The organism is Candidatus Pedobacter colombiensis, assembly GCA_029202485.1.
GTDB classification, from domain to species: Bacteria; Bacteroidota; Bacteroidia; order Sphingobacteriales; family Sphingobacteriaceae; genus Pedobacter; species Pedobacter colombiensis.
This window is the reverse complement of record CP119313.1, coordinates 2,721,565-2,739,065: the sequence shown is the minus strand read 5'-3', so window position 1 is coordinate 2,739,065 and position 17,501 is coordinate 2,721,565. Positions and strand designations below refer to the sequence as shown.

The window sequence follows — 17,501 nt, the reverse complement described above, 5'->3', positions numbered from 1 at the left end:
ATCCTTTTTTATAAGTTATTATGTAATGAATGGCCATCCGCACGGAATGCCTGAGGAACATCTACTATAAAGACCCTATCTCTTCTATGGAGAGTCCAGTGGTCTCAGCGATAAAGCTTAAAGAAATATTCCCGGCTTTTAATTTGAAAGCCATTTCTTTACGTTCTTCCACACGGCCCTTTTCAAGACCTTTTTCATGACCTATTTCAATACCCCTCTCAAGTGCCTCTTCTTTTATATACTCCATTGCACTATAATTGTCACGTCGTATTTTTAATCTTTGCTGATATTCGTTCATTTCCTCTGGGGTTAAGTTTCCAACTTCTGCAATCTCAAATACTTTGTCATATTCTCCCTTGCCTATCAAAGATAGCGGAATTTCGGATAATTCTTTCAGGTTGTTTAAGATGTAAAGCCACTCTTCCAGTTCATTTTCCAATTCTTCTTCTAGTTTCTTAAATTTAGGCATCTCTATAAAAATATAAGCTAGCTTTGGATAAAACTCCTGGTTCGTATTGATCTCCATCAGCCGGACATCATGTATAAAATGATCCGGGTGGCTGTCATCAAATTTAAAATTCATGATCGCAACAAAATATATTTCAGGAATCTGATAATTCCAATCTGCAATTACACCGACTCCCTGTTCCTGAATCAAATTTGCCGTATAGAAAATACTTCGGTCTTTAAAGTTTTTAACTTTTGCTTTCTGCATTTCCACTATAAATTTCTCGCCCTTGTCGCCAGTACAGTATAAATCAAATACTGTTTTTCTATAATCGTTACCCGAACCCTTATACTCCGTATTATTGTACTGAATATCAATAACTACTTTCCTCCCTTTTAACAGCTGATTCAGAAAACTGATTAGAAAACTCTTGTTGGGTGCTTTACCAAAAATATGCTTAAATCCAAAGTCAGAATAAGGATCGATAAATCTTGTGCTATCTGTTTCTTCGCTCATTTTTCCCTCTGATTATTTCAGTAAACATAACCAGATAATGAATGGTAAACCTTATTGAGTTGAAATACAGTGGAAACCCCCGTTTAATTGAATTTAACCAAATAAAATAGAGCTAAAATTACTTTATTGCTCATGCTTTACACTTTTATAGAAGTAGTGATTTAGACGCTATAGTTAAAGCTGAATTGAAAAAATATGGTCAAAATGAAGTTGGTTTATTCTTTTATATGTTATTGGTTGGTAATAATTTTTCCCTGGATACCATGTTCGGTTTGGCCCGGAGTAACCAAACCGGTTGAAATAATAGTGTAAGATTTACCTGCTTTAAGCTCCATGCTGCTCAATTCTTCTCCTAATCGTGCACCTGTTGCCTTATTTCTGATTTCAAAAACATATGTTTTTGCTTCTACTTCAATAAACTGGCTATTGGCTTTGTAAGCTTTGTTCTCTATGATCACATTTCCTTCTTTAACAGCAAGGTCTAATGCCGGAGCATCTGGTGAAAGGTTTACAAATCTAACGAAGGCTTTAGTAGAACTCACACTACCCAACTCATCTTTGATTTTAAAGAAATCCATATTGGTACCTCTATCAATCAGAAATAGAGAATTAATTGTATTTGCTTCTAACGTTACATCTTTGGTAATTATACTTTCAGTGCTACTGCCAGTTGTGAATTTAACGCTATGCGAACCGGGAGTGATTTGGAAATAGCTGGTACTGCCATTAAATGGTACTGCACCACCAGCATTTATTTTGCTCTGATCAACGTAGATATTAAATGTAGCTAGTGTAGGCGAGGTATTCATAATACTTAAAAAAGCAGTATCTGGTACCGGAGCAGCATTTTTTGTACAGGAATTGAAAAATAAGGAGCTGATAGATAATAGGGTAAATGCGCTAAATCTTTTAAAGTTTTTAATCGTTGGTTGAATAGAAATGTTCATTGTTTAAGTTTTAAGTTTGGTGAATGTAAGTTTTATAAAGACGTACAATGTCATACTAACGCTACAATAATATTAAAAAAATCTAATTACATTAGAGCATTTAACAAGGTGAATATTGTTTATCCATTAAAAATATAGAACAAAATGAAGGTAGTTATAGGTTCAGATCATGCCGGATTCAATTATAAAAGCATATTGATTGTGGTTTTAAAGGAAAAAGGATATGAAGTAATTGATTTGGGAACAAACAGTGTATTACCTACCGATTACCCGGATCATGCCGCTGATGTAGCTCAGGCAGTTCTTGATAAAAGGGGAGAGCGGGGCATTTTGATTTGTGGTAGCGCTGTTGGCGTTAGTATTGCGGCAAATAAATTTAAGGGGATAAGGGCAGGTGTATGCCATGATACCTACTCAGCCCACCAATCTGTTGAGCATGATGATGTAAACATCCTCTGTATGGGCGAACGTGTAATTGGGATTGAACTGGCAAAAGACATTGTTTTTGCTTTTTTAAATGCCACCTTCTCTGGTGAAGAACGTCATGTTAAAAGATTAGCCAAGATCACTGCAATAGAAAATAGAACGCTTTAAATTTAGATGAAATTATACCTGTATATCCTGCTGGCTCTTGTTGTTTTTACACTTTATAAATGCCAAACGCATAAAAAGACGATTGAGGTTAACAAAGAACTAATTCCTGATACTACCCATTCTCCGGTTATTCCAGCTGCTGCCGCTATTAAACTGATGCGGGTAGAGGATGGATTTGAAGTTAAATTGGTAGCAGATGAGCCGCTTGTCGTAGCTCCTGTAGCGTTAACGTTTGATCCTAAAGGCAGAATTTGGGCAGTGGAAATGGTAGGTTATATGCCTGACGTAAATGGAAAGGGTGAAGATAAACCAAACGGGAAAATTGTAATCCTTGAAGATAAGAATGGAGATGGACTGATGGATGATAGAAAGGTTTTTCTGGATTCGTTGGTGTTACCGCGGGCCATTTGTTTGGTTGATGGTGGTATACTGGTGGCAGAGTCTCCCAATCTTTGGTATTATGAAATCAAAAATGATAAGCCAGGTAAGCGGACGCTGGTGGATAACAAGTATGCCGATGAAGGCAATGTAGAGCATCAGCCTAATGGCTTGTTAAGGGCTATGGACAATTGGATTTACAATGCGAAGTCGAGCAAGCGCTACCGCAAAATGGACGATAAATGGATCATAGAGCAAACATGTTTTAGAGGACAATGGGGGATTAGTCAGGATAATTATGGACGGTTGTACTACAATGATAATTCTACCAACCTGATGGGGGATTATTTTACCCCTGGTTTTGGTGCTGAAAACAATAACCAGCGGAGTGTTGATGGTTATTCGGAAAAGATAGTCAAAAATAACAGGGTTTATCCGGCCCGACCTACACCGGGAGTAAACAGAGGATATATGCCTGGGGTTTTGGATGATAGTTTGCGTTTAAGGAATTTTACTGCTGCATGTGGCCCGGTTATTTACCGTGGTGGTTTGTTTGGATCTGCTTATGATTTTAATGCATTTGTTGCAGAACCAGCTGCCAATTTAATCAAACGGAACATACTTAGCGAAAAGGGATATGTAGTAGGTGGTGTACAGGCTTATTCTGGAAAAGAGTTTTTAGCCAGTATCGATGAACGCTTCAGACCGGTTAGCTTATACAATGGTTTTGATGGTGCTTTATATGTTGTTGATATGTACCGTGGTATTATACAGCATAAAACTTATGTTACGCCTTATCTGAGGGATGAAATTTTGAGCAGAAAGCTAACTGAACCACTCAGCTGTGGAAGGATTTATAAGATAGTTCCAAAAAATAAGCAGGCTATAGCCGTAAAGTTTAGTAATGATCCTAAGCTGCTTGTAGATCTGCTCGGAAACAACAATGGTCAGGTACGTGATATGGCTCAGCAGATGTTGATCGATGGAAAAAACAAAGGAGCAATTCCTTTTTTAAGAGCCGCGATTCAAGCTACGGATCAACCTTTGCGTGCAATCCACGCAATGTGGGTGCTAGAGGGCTTATCAGCTTTACAAACGAACGAGGTACTTGCGCTCTTGAAGGCTGAGCAATGGCCGGTGAGGATGCAGGCTTTAAGTGTTTTGCCTTCGATGATCAATGGATCATCCTTTAAGTATTATATGGATGCATTGACTAACTTACTTAAAGAAAATGATGAACTGGCAGCTCCGTATATAGCTTTTGCAGCAAATTATATCAAGCCATTTAATGCAGATGGAGCTGAATCGCTATTGATTGGCCTGGTTAAAAAATATCCAAATAATCCTTATGTTTCCAGTGCTGTGGTAAGTAATTTGGCTTACAGGGAAGAAAATTTTGCTGCCTCAATAGCAAATCTACTACCTGATACGAACCTGATCATCAATAAACAATTAACGGGGATAATTACCAGGGTAAGAAATGCGCAGAAAAATAGGGATCCTCTTTTGCAGGCTAAACTATATCCTAAGGGTGCTGCATTATTTGCTTTTAGTTGTCAAACTTGTCATGCTGCAGATGGGAATGGGATCAATTCACTAGCGCCACCTCTGAACAAATCTGAATGGGTTACGGGAAATAAAGAAAAATTGATTTCGATAGTTTTGTATGGTTTAACAGGGCCTGTTAAGGTCAATGGACATCTGTATGAAGCTCCCGAGATTTCGGCTGATATGCCGGGTATAGCGCATAGTGAGGAAATATCTGACGATGATGTGGCGCAAGTTCTTAGTTTTATACGTGGTTCCTGGCAAAATAATGCAGGTAAAATTAGTGTCGACGAAGTGGAGAAAGTTCGTAAGCGATTTAAAGGTAGAGAGAAGGCTTTTACTATTGAAGAGCTGGGGACAAAATAGTTGATTGGCATGTGAATAACCTGTTGGTAAGTTGTTAGTAAGCTGCGAAAAGCTGTTAATAATTTGATTCAGGTGTGCTTGCTTTATACGATTATTTCCTGTATATTAGATATATCAATTACGAAGTACTTTGGCAGTCTGAAAGAAATATTCCAAAAAGAAATACTTGGCCTCCGGGCAAAAGCTTCTGGAGATTTCGAGGGATCAGCAAGGGATCGGATACAAGGGAAACTGCGAGGAAGACCTAAGATACCATTAGCCGAAAGGCAATGGTCCATCGGCCGAATCTGGAACAGACATTATCATCAATTGAAACAGCCTACGGGATGATCAGGAGAGTAATTTAGACGGGGTTCAAAGTTCTAAGGAACTAAGAATACTACGAATTGTAAAGTAATAAATCGAATTGATGCTTTTCTTACAGCCAAGGCTGCAGGAGAGGTGGAAACGGAGACCTTGAATCGAGAGAAGAGAGGCTCCGTTTTCTTTTATAGATCTATTTCTTCTTCATCTTTTAAAATTCTTATCTGTATTATATAGAGCCTTTTATTGTTTGTAGTAGCTGTTTTGCTATTTGTCTTAATAATGTTACGAATGAAGGTAAATATTTTTTTTATTGTGATTATTTAATCTCTTATCTTGGATTAACACATAAAAAAAATACACAAATGAAAAACAAAATCTTAACTGCTATTGCAGTAATGGCATCCCTGTGCGGGTATGCCCAGACCAAAGGAACCAGCGCAGTCGGCTTTGGTATCAATTCACAAACTAGTAAATATCATTACAAGGATGCATCTGGTGCTGACAAAACTGATGAGAACAAGATTAATTCTTATTCTCTTGGGTATGGTTTTTTTATAAAGGATAATGCTAAACTTGGTGTCGACCTTAATTATGGCAGAAATGAAAACAGTTATGAGGCCAATGTTTCAGGAACAAAGACAGAAACCTATGGTTTTGGAGTGAATTACCAGTATTATTATCCGCTCATTAAAAAACTTTATGCATATGCGGGCGGAAATGTTTCATATAGTCATTCAAGTGCTGAAAATGGCAGTACCAATGCTGAAGATTATAAGGGCAATATGTATTCAGCGGGTGTACAAGGAGGGATTACCTGGTTTGTTTCAAAAAGGTTTGCGCTCGAGACTAGCTTACTTTCTGCAGCGGCTACTTATTCGAAAACCGAAAGAACATCAGGTTCAGCCACTGTAGCTCAGGGATATAAGTATAGCTATACTAACTTTAATTTAAGCAGCACTGGTTCATTGAACAATCTTGGTTTTAAAATATATCTGTTATTTTAAGCATTAACTTCCCTCAAATTAATATCAATGTTAAGGCATCCTCTTTGGATGCCTTAATTGTTTTGGTGCATAAAACAAAACGAATACTCCACAATATTTGGTATTGATCAAATCGATTTGAATATGCTTATATAGTTTATTACTAGGCTAATAGCGTATAATTTTGGAGCTCCATATCAGCTATATTAGTAATGCATATTTTTAACCTCTTAAATCTCAAAGCATTATAATTAATGATACTACCTGTAAATAGGTTGTGTTTTTTGCTAACCTTAAACTGATTTTAATGAAAAACAAATTGATGATAGCCGTAATTTTCGGCTGCTATGCATTTCTTTTTTCTTCTTGTAAAAAAGAAAAGAGTTCAATAACTGAAGAATTAAGTACAAGTAAGGCTACTACCAGTGCTGTCAGCCCATCGGGCACAGTTGGTATTCTATCCGTATTATGGGATGGAGATGCGAATTTAGGGACAGGGGTTTTTAAAACTTTAAATGTGGATACCCCGGCTGATTTAGCTGCGGTAAATAATGCCACTTATGGTAAAATATGGAGATTTACTAAAGCTGTAGGGAGTAACCGCTGCGAAGTCCATGCAGCCAAAAACTTTGATGCGGTAGAAGGGGACGACATCTATCTGGGTTGGAGGTCGCAGTTAAGCATGACTTCCTCTGTAACTACAAATGCATTGTTTCAGTGGAAAGCTTATGGTGCAAATATGACCCAGAATTTTCCTATTGTTATTAAAACTGTAAGCGGTAATTTTAAACTAATGCATACTGCCTCTGGTGGTGCAAGCACATTTATCTGGAGTACGCCGGTAAGTATAAATAACTGGAATACTTTTGTACTAAGAATAAAGGTTTCTCGGGATGCAGCTGTTGGATTTATGGAGTTTTGGTTCAATGGAGTAAAACAAACCCTGAGTAATGGTACGCAAAGGTATTATGGACGCACATTGGATGCTGATTATTGTGATCCTAAATGGGGCGTTTACGGTGCAAGTTCTGAGCTCATTGTAAACAGGGTACATGCATTAAAGATTGCATCGACTTATGCAGAGGTGGCTCCCTGATGTCAATAATTTTTTAAATACAAATTAAGTCAAATAGAGGTTTAAAAATTTTGCTAAAGTATCTATTATTAATATTAGGGCATCCTTTTTGGATGCCTTAATTGTTTTAGCCTTATTGATACAAATCTTTTTTGCTATTTTTATGTGCCATGAAACCATCATGTGCAGCAGAACACAAATCGAAATGAATAAATTTTGATAGCACATGATAGCTTCATAACCTTTAAAAATAAATTATATTCTAATGAAAAAAGTTGCTAAACATCCTTCCTTAGAAAAAAAGATCTTCGTTCTTGATACTTCTGTTATCCTTTATGACCACAATGCCTTTAAAAACTTTCAGGAACATGATGTAGCCATTCCAATACAGGTATTGGAAGAGCTGGATAACATGAAAAATGGTAATGAAACACGAAATGCTGAAGCACGAAGTTTTATCAGGTTAATGGATAATGCTTCGGGTGATCGGATTATGAATCAATGGATACCTTTGAATGGCAGTAAGAGTGGTCGCTTTAAAGTGGTAATGGATTATAAACCAGACAACCTGGATGCAGAAGAGATTTTTGGCAAAGGCAAATTTGATCATCGCATTTTAAATGCTGCATTGAGCCTTAAACAAGAATTTCCTGAAAAGCGGGTAATACTGGTATCTAAGGATATTTGTTTACGATTAAAAGCTAAGTCGCTGGAACTACACGCTGAAGATTATGAAACTGGTAAAATAAAGAATGTTGAAGCGCTATATACTGGAAAGGCAGTCCTTGCAAATGTCTCAGATGAACTTTTTAAAGCACTTAAAACGGATGGTAGTATCGATGCCGCGGCACTTGAACTGCTTGATCGGGAGGCCAATCAATTCTGTATTTTAAAAGGCAAGCGGAAAACTGCAACAACTTATTATCATGCAAAGTCAGGCAGACTTTTTCCGGTATCTCCCCGGACTATATTTAACATATCTCCACGCAATGACGAACAGTCATTTGCTATAAACGCTTTGCTTAATCCTGATATTAAATTGGTTACTATACAGGGGAAAGCCGGAACCGGTAAGACTTTACTGGCTATAGCTAGTGCATTGGAACAGCGTAAAGATTATAGACAGATTTATGTAACTAGGCCAATTGTTGCATTGAGCAATAAGAATATTGGTTTTTTACCTGGCGATGTAAAGTCTAAAATAGATCCGTATATGGCGCCTATATGGGATAATCTGAGATTTATAAAAGAGCAATATCATAGTGATCCGAAAATGCAGGCGAGGATTGATGACTTTGTAAGTACGGAGAAGATTGTAATTACTCCTTTGGCTTACATTAGGGGCAGGACTTTAAGTAAGATATTTTTTATTGTAGATGAAGCACAGAATTTAACCCCGCATGAGATTAAGACAATTATTTCAAGGGCAGGAGAGGATACAAAGATTATTTTTACCGGTGATATTTACCAGATCGACACGCCTTATCTGGATGCGGAGAGTAATGGTTTGTCTTACCTGATTGAAAATGCGAAAGATCACGATTTGTATGCGCACATTACTTTGGATAAAGGCGAAAGAAGTGAATTGGCAAACCTGGCCAACGACCTTCTGTAAATTACTATTGTATATTTTTATTTAAATTGGAGTTACATTATAAAATTGAATATGAAAAGATTAGTGTTGTTATTTGCTATGGGCCTTGTAATAGTAGGCTGCTCTGCGACTAAATCTGGAACAGATAAGAATCTGGTAGTTTTACAAGGAAAAGTAGAGGCGTTGGGTATGTCTACCTTTCAGTATGGCACGCATATACTCCATGCTGCACATAAAACCTATGCATTAAAAAGTAGCAAGGTTAACCTTAAGGATTATGAAGGGAAGAATGTAATTATAAGAGGTTTAAAAGTAGTGGGTTATCCGGTTGATGGTGGTCCTGAATTTATTGATGTGCAGGAAGTGAGTAATAAATAACGTACTCCTTCAGTTAAAAATTTTATAGATTGCGCTGGCAAATCTTATTTCATGAAACGACTAACTTTAATGATCCCCATTCTGATGATTTTATCATGTCAGCAGAATACTAAAAAAACTATTACTGAAAACCAGGTTATGGTTGATGATCCGCATTCTTTTTCTAAGCCTTCAATCGCTTATGTAACACATCTTGATCTTGATTTAAAGGTCAATTTTGAGCAACAACAAATCACAGGAAAGGCAACCTGGACTATTGATAACAAATCAAAAGCCAGAGAGATTGTATTTGACGACAGTAAGCTGAATATCGAAAAGATCACACTAGGTGCTGATGAAAAGGAAACAACTTTCACTTTTGGTCCTGAAACACCATATGTGGGTAAGGCTTTAAAGGTTGCTATTGCTCCTGATACTAAGCTGATAAATATTTACTATACCACAGGTAAGGACGCTAGCGCTTTACAATGGCTTAATCCACAACAAACAGCGGGAAAGAAAAGACCTTATCTGTTTACACAATCCGAAAGTATTGCAGCGCGCAGTTGGGTGCCTTGTCAGGATAGTCCAGGTATAAGGTTTACCTATAATGCGACTGTACAAGTACCTGTAGATTTACTGGCTTTAATGAGTGCTGAAAATCCGCAGTCTAAAAATAAGACAGGTATTTATCAATTTAAACAGGTACATCCAATCCCATCTTATTTACTGGCACTTGCTGTTGGTGATATCGCTTTTAAGGCTGTTGATGAACGCACAGGTGTATATGCTGAGCCTTCGGTGTTGGCAAAGGCAACCTGGGAGTTTGCTGATATGGGTAAAATGGTTCATGCCGCAGAAAAACTTTATGGCCCCTATAGATGGGGTAGGTATGATTTGCTTGTATTGCCTCCTAGTTTCCCTTTTGGGGGGATGGAAAACCCTAACCTAACGTTTATAACGCCAACTATATTAGCTGGTGATCGTTCGCTGGTGAGCATTATATGTCATGAGCTGGCGCATAGCTGGAGTGGTAATCTGGTGACTAATGCTACCTGGAATGATTTCTGGTTAAATGAAGGTTTTACCAATTATTTTGAGCGTCGTATTGATGAGGCTTTATACGGTAAAAATGAAGCAGATATGCAGGAAGTTTTTGCGAAGCAGGCTTTGGAAGATGCTGTGAAAGATATGGGAGCCAATAGTAAAGATACTTATTTAAAAACTGATTATACTGGTCGTAATCCTGACGAAGGGACAAATGATATTGCATACGAAAAAGGCTTTTTCTTTTTAAAGACGATTGAAACGGCTGTAGGAAGAGCAAAGTTTGATGCTTTTTTAAGAGGATATTTTGATAGTCATGCTTTCCAGTCTTTAACTACTGAACAGTTTTTGGATTATCTGAATAAAAACCTGATTAAAGGTGATAAGACACTTGAGGATAAAATAGAGATTGATAAATGGGTGTACGGTCCAGGTATTCCGACCAATATTGTTGCTGTTGGGTCTGAGCGTTTTAAAGCTATTGATGCTTTGCTTGCAAATTGGCGCAAAACAGGTTCGGTTAAAGGTTTGAGTAAAGAAATCGTGTCGAGCAATGAAAGACGTTATTTCATTAGTCAGCTACCTGCCAATCTGACCGCAAATGAAATGGCAGCATTAGACGCTGAGTTTGGTTTTACAGCTTCTAACAATACTGATATACAATTGGCCTGGTATACACTGGCTATTCGTCATCATTATACAGCTGCTGATGCCCGTATTAAGGCTTATTTGTTGGAAAATGGAAGGATGTGGCACATCATTCCTTTGTATAAGGAGATGATGGCTACACCAGAGGGACTAAAAAGGGCAAGGGATATTTATAAACTGGCAAGACCAAATTATCATCCTATGACTTATCAGGCAATTGATAAGTTGTTGAAATAGGACATTTGTATTGGCCGTTAGTTTTTCTGGACAAATTGATGTCTTATTCTACAGATTAGTGTCCTTAAAATAGTATTAAAGTTAATTTTAATTATTGGCACAGAGTTTGTATTTAATAAATCGGTTTAGTTTGGTTTAGGTTGATCTGTGGTGGATCGACCTTATGAACGGGAATAGTCTCTCCGACTTATTCCCGTTTCTCTTTTAAATACCTGTTGGTTTTCAGTTGTGGCGTTCTAAGCTATTTTATTTGGCTAAATTCAATTAAACGGGGATTTCCACTGTATTTCAACTCAATAGGGTTTACCATTCATTATCTGATTATGTTTACTGAAATAATCAGAGGGAAAAATGAGCGAAGAAACAGGGATAACCAGATTTATTGATCCATTAAATAAGGATGAGTTTACACGCTTTATTGACCCTTATTCCGACTTCGGATTTAAACACATTTTTGGTAAAGCGCCCAACCAGAGTTTTTTAATCAGCTTTCTGAATCAAGTGCTAAAAGGCAGGAAAGTAATCGTTGATATTCAATATAATAACACGGAATATAAGGGGGCTGGTAATGATTACAGGAAAACAGTATTTGACTTATACTGTACTGGCGACAAGGGTGAGAAATTTATCGTAGAAATGCAGAAAGCAAAAGTTAAAAACTTTAAAGACCGAAGCATTTTCTATACGGCAAATTTGATTCAGGAGCAGGGAGTTGGTGTAGTTGCAGATTGGAATTATCAGATTCCTGAAATATATTTTGTTGCGATCATGAATTTTAAATTCGATGACAGCCACCCAGATCATTTTATACATGATGTTCGGCTTATGGAGATCAATACGAACCAGGAGTTTTATCCAAAGCTGGCGTATATTTTTATAGAGATGCCTAAATTTAAAAAGGTAGAAGGGGAATTGGAAAATGAACTGGAAGAGTGGCTTTACATTTTAAACAACCTGAAAGAATTATCCGAAATTCCGCTATCTTTGATAGGCAAGGGAGAATATGACAAAGTATTTGAGATTGCAGAAGTTGGCAACTTAACCCCAGAGGAGATGAATGAATACCAGCAAAGATTAAAAGTAAGACGCGATAACTATAGTGCGATGGAGTATGTGAAAGAAGAGGCACTTGAAGAGGGAATAGAAATGGGGTTTAAAATGGGCCGTAAAGAAATGGCTCACAAATTAAAAGTTGAAAATGTTTCTTTAAGCTTTATCTCTAAGATTAGTGGGCTTACTATAGGAGAAATCGAATCTTTGTAGCCAAAATGAACAGGGCAGTATCTCACTTGTATCGGTCAATAAAAACTATTATTAAATTTAGCCGTTGTTAATAAGAGCTTTAATAATCCGGGCAAATAAAAGCTTAGAAAAAAGGTGCCAAATTGATATTCTTTTTTTACAATTGTACTTATGAATAAAGCCAAGTTATATATATCTAAACTTGTTTATAATAAATTCTTCTGGCAACTATTTGTAGCGATTTTTATGATCGCTATGGCCATATTCTTTATCCGACAGGAACACATCGAAGTGATAAAGATTAAGGAAGAACTAAGTCGTAGCCATCCGTTCTATATATTTTTGGGAATAGTTTTAACAGGTGTCTATATTGCTGCCCAGGGGGTGATGTATGTGCACAGTTTTAAAGCTTTAAATAAGCCTTTATCTCTAGCATTAGCTACTAAGCTATTTCTTAAGAGAAATCTGGTCAGTGTCTTTCTACCTGCCGGTGGATTTTCTTCCCTTGTGTTCTTTACCAAGGAGATTGAAGATAAAGGAGTAACTAAATCGCAGATACACCTTGCATCTACATTGTTTGGCTTTTGTAGTATCTTATCTGTAGTTGTCGTGGCCATTCCGGTATTGGCTATAGCTTTACTTTTTACTAAAATTGGAACAACAGAGCTGTTGAGCTTTGTGTTTCTTTTAATGTTGACTGCTGCGTTTATTTTGCTGATCTATTCTGTATCTATAAAAGGAAGGGCTTATCGCTGGCTGTCCAGAATGCGTCCTTCTTTGTCGACTGTACTGGACGAAATGGTTAATGAAGAGATCAATAGAAGACAATTCTGGATGACGCTATTGGTTTCTATTGGTATTGAGGTGATTGGTATTGTTCATCTTTATATTTCGATGCTGGCACTGGGCTTTGATGCCAGTTGGCCCGCAGCAATAATTGGCTATATCGTAATGGTCATTTTATTGATTGCATCACCATTTTTAAGAGGCCTCGGGGCAATTGAAGTATCCTTGACCTTTGTATTGCAACAGTTCGGTTTTCCCATTCTTGCTGCGGCAACGATTACGTTGTTATTTAGGTTTTTTGAATTTTGGATACCATTGCTTATTGGCATATTTAGTTTTATTACCAAGAAAGATAATTTAGTCCTCAGAATATTACCAGCGTGTATCATCCTGGTTTTAGGAATTGTAAATATCATATCGGCCATTACTCCGGCTATTCCAACGCGTTTGCGGATGGTTAAAAACTTGTTGCCTGAAGATTTAATTGTCACCAGCAATACACTTGTGTTGGTTTTTGGTTTGATCCTCGTTATCATTAGTATTTTCTTGTTGCAGGGCTCTAAGCGTGCATGGTATGCTGCTTTGTTCTTAACTGTTTTCTCTTTTTTTGGTCACTTAATTAAGGCAGCAGATTACGAGGAAGCTGTGTTGGCGTTTATAGCTGGTTCTGCATTGTTGTATACGCGTAAATCTTATAGACTTAAACCACATGCCCGATTGGTCTCTATTGATTACATGGTTTTAATATATGCGATACTGGCTGTGTTGGCATATGGAGTGCTGGGTTTTTATTTTATAGATAAAAGGCATTTTGGAATTGATTTTCATTTTATGCAGGCCTTGAAAGCTGTATTACAATTGTTCTTTTTAATTGATTATCATGGCATGACGCCACTTACCCGATTTGGGGAACGTTTTCAGGATTCTATATACATATCTGGGGCCGCAGTGATACTTTTTGTTGTTTTTAGTATGCTTAGGCCTTATTTTTCCAAACCTTACAATTCGACTGAGGATTTTGATCTTGCCCGTCAGTTATTAGGAAAATTTGGTTCATCTGCATTAGATTATTTTAAGGTTTATCCTGATAAATTCTTGTTTTTTAATGCGACTAAAACTGCTTTTATCAGCTTTAAACTCACCCGTCATTTTGCCATAGTACTGGAAGATCCCGTGGGTGAAAGTGAGACTGAGCGAATAGGGATGATTGCTTCTTTTGAAGAGTTTTGCGGACAAAACGGTTTTATAAGTGCTTATTATAGGGTGCCTGAAAAATCTTTGCATATGTATACTACTATGGGATATAAACATATTCCTATTGGCGAGGAGGCTGTACTGGATCTTACTACTTTTACACTTGATGGTGGTAAAATGAAAACCACCAGAAGTGCAATAAGCAGGTTAACTGCGGAAGGGTATTGTTTAAAGGTATATCAGGAGCCAATTAAAGATGGTTTATTACAGAAGTTAGAAAAGGTATCTGACAATTGGTTAGACGAGTTAAATCAAAAGGAAGTAGCTTTTACGCAAGGTGTCTTTGATACCTGTATTCTAAAAAACCAAACGATCATTACTGTTGAGGATGAGGAAGAGAAAGTGTATGCTTTTCTGAATTTAATTCCAGATTATGCACCTGGGGAGGCTACCTACGACTTGATTAGAAAGGTGGCTGATTCGCCTAATGGTGTGTTGGATATGTTGCTGGCAAAGACTTTTATTTATTTGAAGGAGGAGGGGTATAAGTCTGTTAATATGGGGCTTGCGCCACTTTCCGGCATGGAAAAGGTGAATATTACTCAGAAAACAATTAAATATGCTTATGAGAATTTTAAGATGTTCGGGCAGTTTAAAGGCTTAAGAAGATATAAGGAAAAATTCTACCCGAACTGGAATAAGAAGTATTTAATTTATAGCCACAATTATCACCTTTTACAGGTTCCGTCGGCATTAAGAAGAGTTTCTGAAGGTAATTAGCTAGTTTACCAGGCATTTTATTACACTGGCAGCAACAGCCTTCACATCGTCATCATAATGATGAGAGCCTGGAATGGTTATTTTACGAATGTTATTGATTTCTTTTAATTCCTGACTGATATCGGTTTTTTCATCATCTCCATAAATACAAAATACTGGTACTTTTATTTTTAAAAGTTCGGGGTATACTTTGTACTTATCTTTATTGGTGTATTTTGAGTTTAACATATTGATAAATCTAACTTCAAAGCTGTTTGAATAGCCGGGCGAGAGTAAGGCTAGGCTTTTGATCTTTTCTGCAATTGAAGCAGATAGGTGCGCAGGTAGAAATGCGGCTACCTCAGCCCCAAAAGAATAGCCTACAATATAGAAGCTGTCTTTATTCCATTGCTTAAGGTAATTGCTAATAATTGTATTCATATCTGCACCAAAGCCTGTAGGTGTTTTTTGTTGCCAAAAGTACTTTCTGGTATCGAGTGAAATTACGGGGTAACCATTTTTACCAAATTCATCGGCCAATTGTATAGAGAAGTTATTCCAGCCACCATCGCCTGTTAAAAATACCAGAATAGGTTTATTGTTGTTTTTAGGCTGTAAAACATGAATAGGATATTGATTTGTTTGGGCATTTGCCTGAACAAGATTGCAAAGAATTAATAATAAAAGGATTGTTTTAAATTTCATTTTTGGTGTATTCCTTTGGTTATAGTGTTAATGATATCATTATATGACGTTTGATCGTAAGTATGATCTCCGGGCAGCAATTTAAGGTAAAAGTTTGATTTTAGTACCCCTTCAAGTGCTCTGGGATCCTCATCTTGCCCATAAAAGCAATAAATAGGTATTTTAACTTTGTCAACTTCCATTTTTACTTTGTATTTTTTATTGTCTTTAGCAATGTTAAGCAGGTCGGAGGTACGTACTTTAAAATCTGATGTTGCAAATGGAGAGAGCATGCCAAGCACCGCAACTCTGCTTTTTAGGCGTGGATGGAGTCTGTTGTAGACAAAAGGGATTACATCTGCTCCAAAGGAATAACCGCATAGGATGATCTTTTCCGGTCTATATTGCCTTACATAAATCATGAGTAGCATACTGAGGTCATCGGCAGTTTTTCTTGGTGTTCTTCCTGCCCAAAAGTAGTCACGGGAGTTGAAGCCTATGGTATTGAATCCGGAGCTTGAAAATTTAAGGGAAATTTCGTCTTCGAAATCTACCCATCCACCATCGCCGGATAGGATTAAGACCAAAGTGTTATTTTTAATGCTATCTGGTGCGGGGTATAAAAATACTGGTAAGTCGAAATCAGAGCGTTGTATTCCATTGTGTCGGGTAACCCTGTCTCGCTTTAATAAACTACAACTTGATAAGCTGATTAAGCCTGTTATAAATAGAATATTTAGCGATTTATTTAGCATTGAGTTTATGGTCTTTTGAATGGTTTAGTTAGCTTTCTTTTACAAACATTGTTCCTTTAGCTAAGCTATAGTATAATTGTTTGGTAATAATTATGGGTTTGCCAATAATGTTACTTTAACAAGTATTGGTTTTAAGTACGCAAGAAAATAAAAATTACATTAACTTTCCGTACTTTATTGATTTATGATGAAAAAAAGCTTTTTGTTTTCTCTTTATGGTAATTGTTTTGGGTGTAAATACAGGGAATGCCTGTCAAAGTGTGCCAATTGCATTAACTATTAAATAAATATAATGGCAACTTATATTGATGTTACTTGTGCAATTATAGAGAACAAACTTGGTCAAGTCCTGGTTACTCAACGCAGTGCGCAGATGAAGCTTCCATTAAAAATGGAGTTTCCTGGAGGTAAAGTTGAACCGGATGAAAGTCCTGAAGAAAGCTTAATCAGAGAAATTAAGGAAGAGTTAAACCTGGATATTGAAATCGTATTTGGGATGGCCGCAAACCGGCATAGTTATCCTGATTTCTCGATTAATTTGATTCCCTTTATATGCCGGATAAAAGGTGGTGTAATCGTTTTAAGTGAACATACGGCATTTGATTGGGTAGGGGTAGATAAATTGATGAGCTTAGATTGGGCTGAAGCAGATATTCCGATTGTAAGTAATTATATTCGCAAAAAAAAAGAAAATGATAGCTCATCACGTATTATTCTGGCTAAAGGCCGACACATCTGAAGATCAAAAAAAAGCGTTTCGTAAAGGTTTAGAATCGCTGGAGAAAATTGAAGTCATCAAAACCCTTCATATTGGTACACCTGCACCGATAGAACGTGCTGTTGTAGACACAACTTATACTTTTTCATTGGTTTTGTTTTTTGACGATCTGGTTGGACATGATGTTTACCAGGTGCATGAAGTTCATAAAGCATTTTTAGACGAGTTTAGAGTGCTTTTTGAAAAAGTGATCATTTACGATGCACAATAGTATTTTTCCGGCAAAGCCGGAAAAATACATTTATAAGACCGCTTACAT

15 protein-coding genes are annotated in these 17,501 nt (G+C 37.0%); 11 read left to right on the top strand and 4 right to left on the bottom strand.

Annotation, left to right across the window (positions count from 1 at the left end):
- Window positions 1–64: 64 nt before the first annotated feature.
- Window positions 65–964 carry an Rpn family recombination-promoting nuclease/putative transposase gene (locus tag P0Y49_11725; protein ID WEK17464.1) on the bottom strand — a complete coding sequence of 300 codons (900 nt, stop codon included), beginning with the start codon at window positions 962–964 and terminating at the stop codon, window positions 65–67.
- 230 nt (window positions 965–1,194) lie between these two features.
- The gene (locus P0Y49_11720; GenBank protein ID WEK17463.1) at window positions 1,195–1,911 is read right to left on the bottom strand and encodes a DUF4397 domain-containing protein; all 717 of its coding nucleotides are present in this window, start codon (window positions 1,909–1,911) and stop codon (window positions 1,195–1,197) included.
- A gap of 144 nt (window positions 1,912–2,055) precedes the next feature.
- Here P0Y49_11720 and rpiB point away from each other — a divergent pair, with 144 nt between their 5' ends.
- The 9 genes from rpiB (at window position 2,056) to P0Y49_11675 (ending at window position 15,046) form a co-directional block, all read left to right on the top strand.
- On the top strand, window positions 2,056–2,505 hold the full coding sequence (gene rpiB / locus P0Y49_11715; protein ID WEK17462.1) for a ribose 5-phosphate isomerase B: 450 nt from the start codon (window positions 2,056–2,058) through the stop codon (window positions 2,503–2,505).
- A 6-nt stretch (window positions 2,506–2,511) separates the two neighbouring features.
- Window positions 2,512–4,797: a c-type cytochrome gene (locus tag P0Y49_11710; protein ID WEK17461.1), complete on the top strand. Its 2,286-nt coding sequence runs from the start codon at window positions 2,512–2,514 to the stop codon at window positions 4,795–4,797.
- A gap of 668 nt (window positions 4,798–5,465) precedes the next feature.
- Entirely contained in the window at window positions 5,466–6,107 is a 642-nt protein-coding gene (locus tag P0Y49_11705) for an autotransporter domain-containing protein (GenBank protein WEK17460.1), read from the top strand.
- A 286-nt stretch (window positions 6,108–6,393) separates the two neighbouring features.
- Window positions 6,394–7,182, top strand: a complete 789-nt coding sequence (locus P0Y49_11700) for a heparin lyase I family protein (GenBank protein WEK17459.1) — start codon at window positions 6,394–6,396, stop codon at window positions 7,180–7,182.
- 244 nt (window positions 7,183–7,426) lie between these two features.
- Entirely contained in the window at window positions 7,427–8,776 is a 1,350-nt protein-coding gene (locus P0Y49_11695; GenBank protein WEK17458.1) for a PhoH family protein, read from the top strand.
- A 51-nt stretch (window positions 8,777–8,827) separates the two neighbouring features.
- The gene (locus P0Y49_11690; GenBank protein WEK17457.1) at window positions 8,828–9,133 is read left to right on the top strand and encodes a hypothetical protein; all 306 of its coding nucleotides are present in this window, start codon (window positions 8,828–8,830) and stop codon (window positions 9,131–9,133) included.
- Between the two features lie 51 nt (window positions 9,134–9,184).
- Complete coding sequence (locus P0Y49_11685; protein ID WEK17456.1) at window positions 9,185–11,044, top strand: M1 family metallopeptidase; 1,860 nt, start codon at window positions 9,185–9,187, stop codon at window positions 11,042–11,044.
- Between the two features lie 351 nt (window positions 11,045–11,395).
- Window positions 11,396–12,307: an Rpn family recombination-promoting nuclease/putative transposase gene (locus P0Y49_11680; protein ID WEK17455.1), complete on the top strand. Its 912-nt coding sequence runs from the start codon at window positions 11,396–11,398 to the stop codon at window positions 12,305–12,307.
- Window positions 12,308–12,457: 150 nt separating this feature from the next.
- The gene (locus P0Y49_11675; GenBank protein WEK17454.1) at window positions 12,458–15,046 is read left to right on the top strand and encodes a phosphatidylglycerol lysyltransferase domain-containing protein; all 2,589 of its coding nucleotides are present in this window, start codon (window positions 12,458–12,460) and stop codon (window positions 15,044–15,046) included.
- Here the strand turns inward: P0Y49_11675 and P0Y49_11670 are convergent, their stop codons facing one another.
- Window positions 15,047–15,730 (bottom strand): alpha/beta fold hydrolase, encoded by a 684-nt coding sequence (locus tag P0Y49_11670; GenBank protein WEK17453.1) that lies wholly within the window; start codon window positions 15,728–15,730, stop codon window positions 15,047–15,049. It abuts the gene before it with no gap.
- On the bottom strand, window positions 15,727–16,464 hold the full coding sequence (locus tag P0Y49_11665; protein ID WEK17452.1) for a hypothetical protein: 738 nt from the start codon (window positions 16,462–16,464) through the stop codon (window positions 15,727–15,729). Before P0Y49_11665 ends, P0Y49_11670 begins: the two co-directional genes overlap by 4 nt.
- A 292-nt stretch (window positions 16,465–16,756) precedes the next feature.
- On the opposite strand from P0Y49_11665, the gene P0Y49_11660 reads away from it, so the two are divergent.
- Both P0Y49_11660 and P0Y49_11655 read left to right on the top strand, forming a co-directional pair.
- Complete coding sequence (locus P0Y49_11660) at window positions 16,757–17,203, top strand: (deoxy)nucleoside triphosphate pyrophosphohydrolase (GenBank protein ID WEK17451.1); 447 nt, start codon at window positions 16,757–16,759, stop codon at window positions 17,201–17,203.
- Entirely contained in the window at window positions 17,157–17,453 is a 297-nt protein-coding gene (locus tag P0Y49_11655) for a Dabb family protein (GenBank protein ID WEK17450.1), read from the top strand. Before P0Y49_11660 ends, P0Y49_11655 begins: the two co-directional genes overlap by 47 nt.
- The last annotated feature ends 48 nt before the right edge of the window (window positions 17,454–17,501 follow it).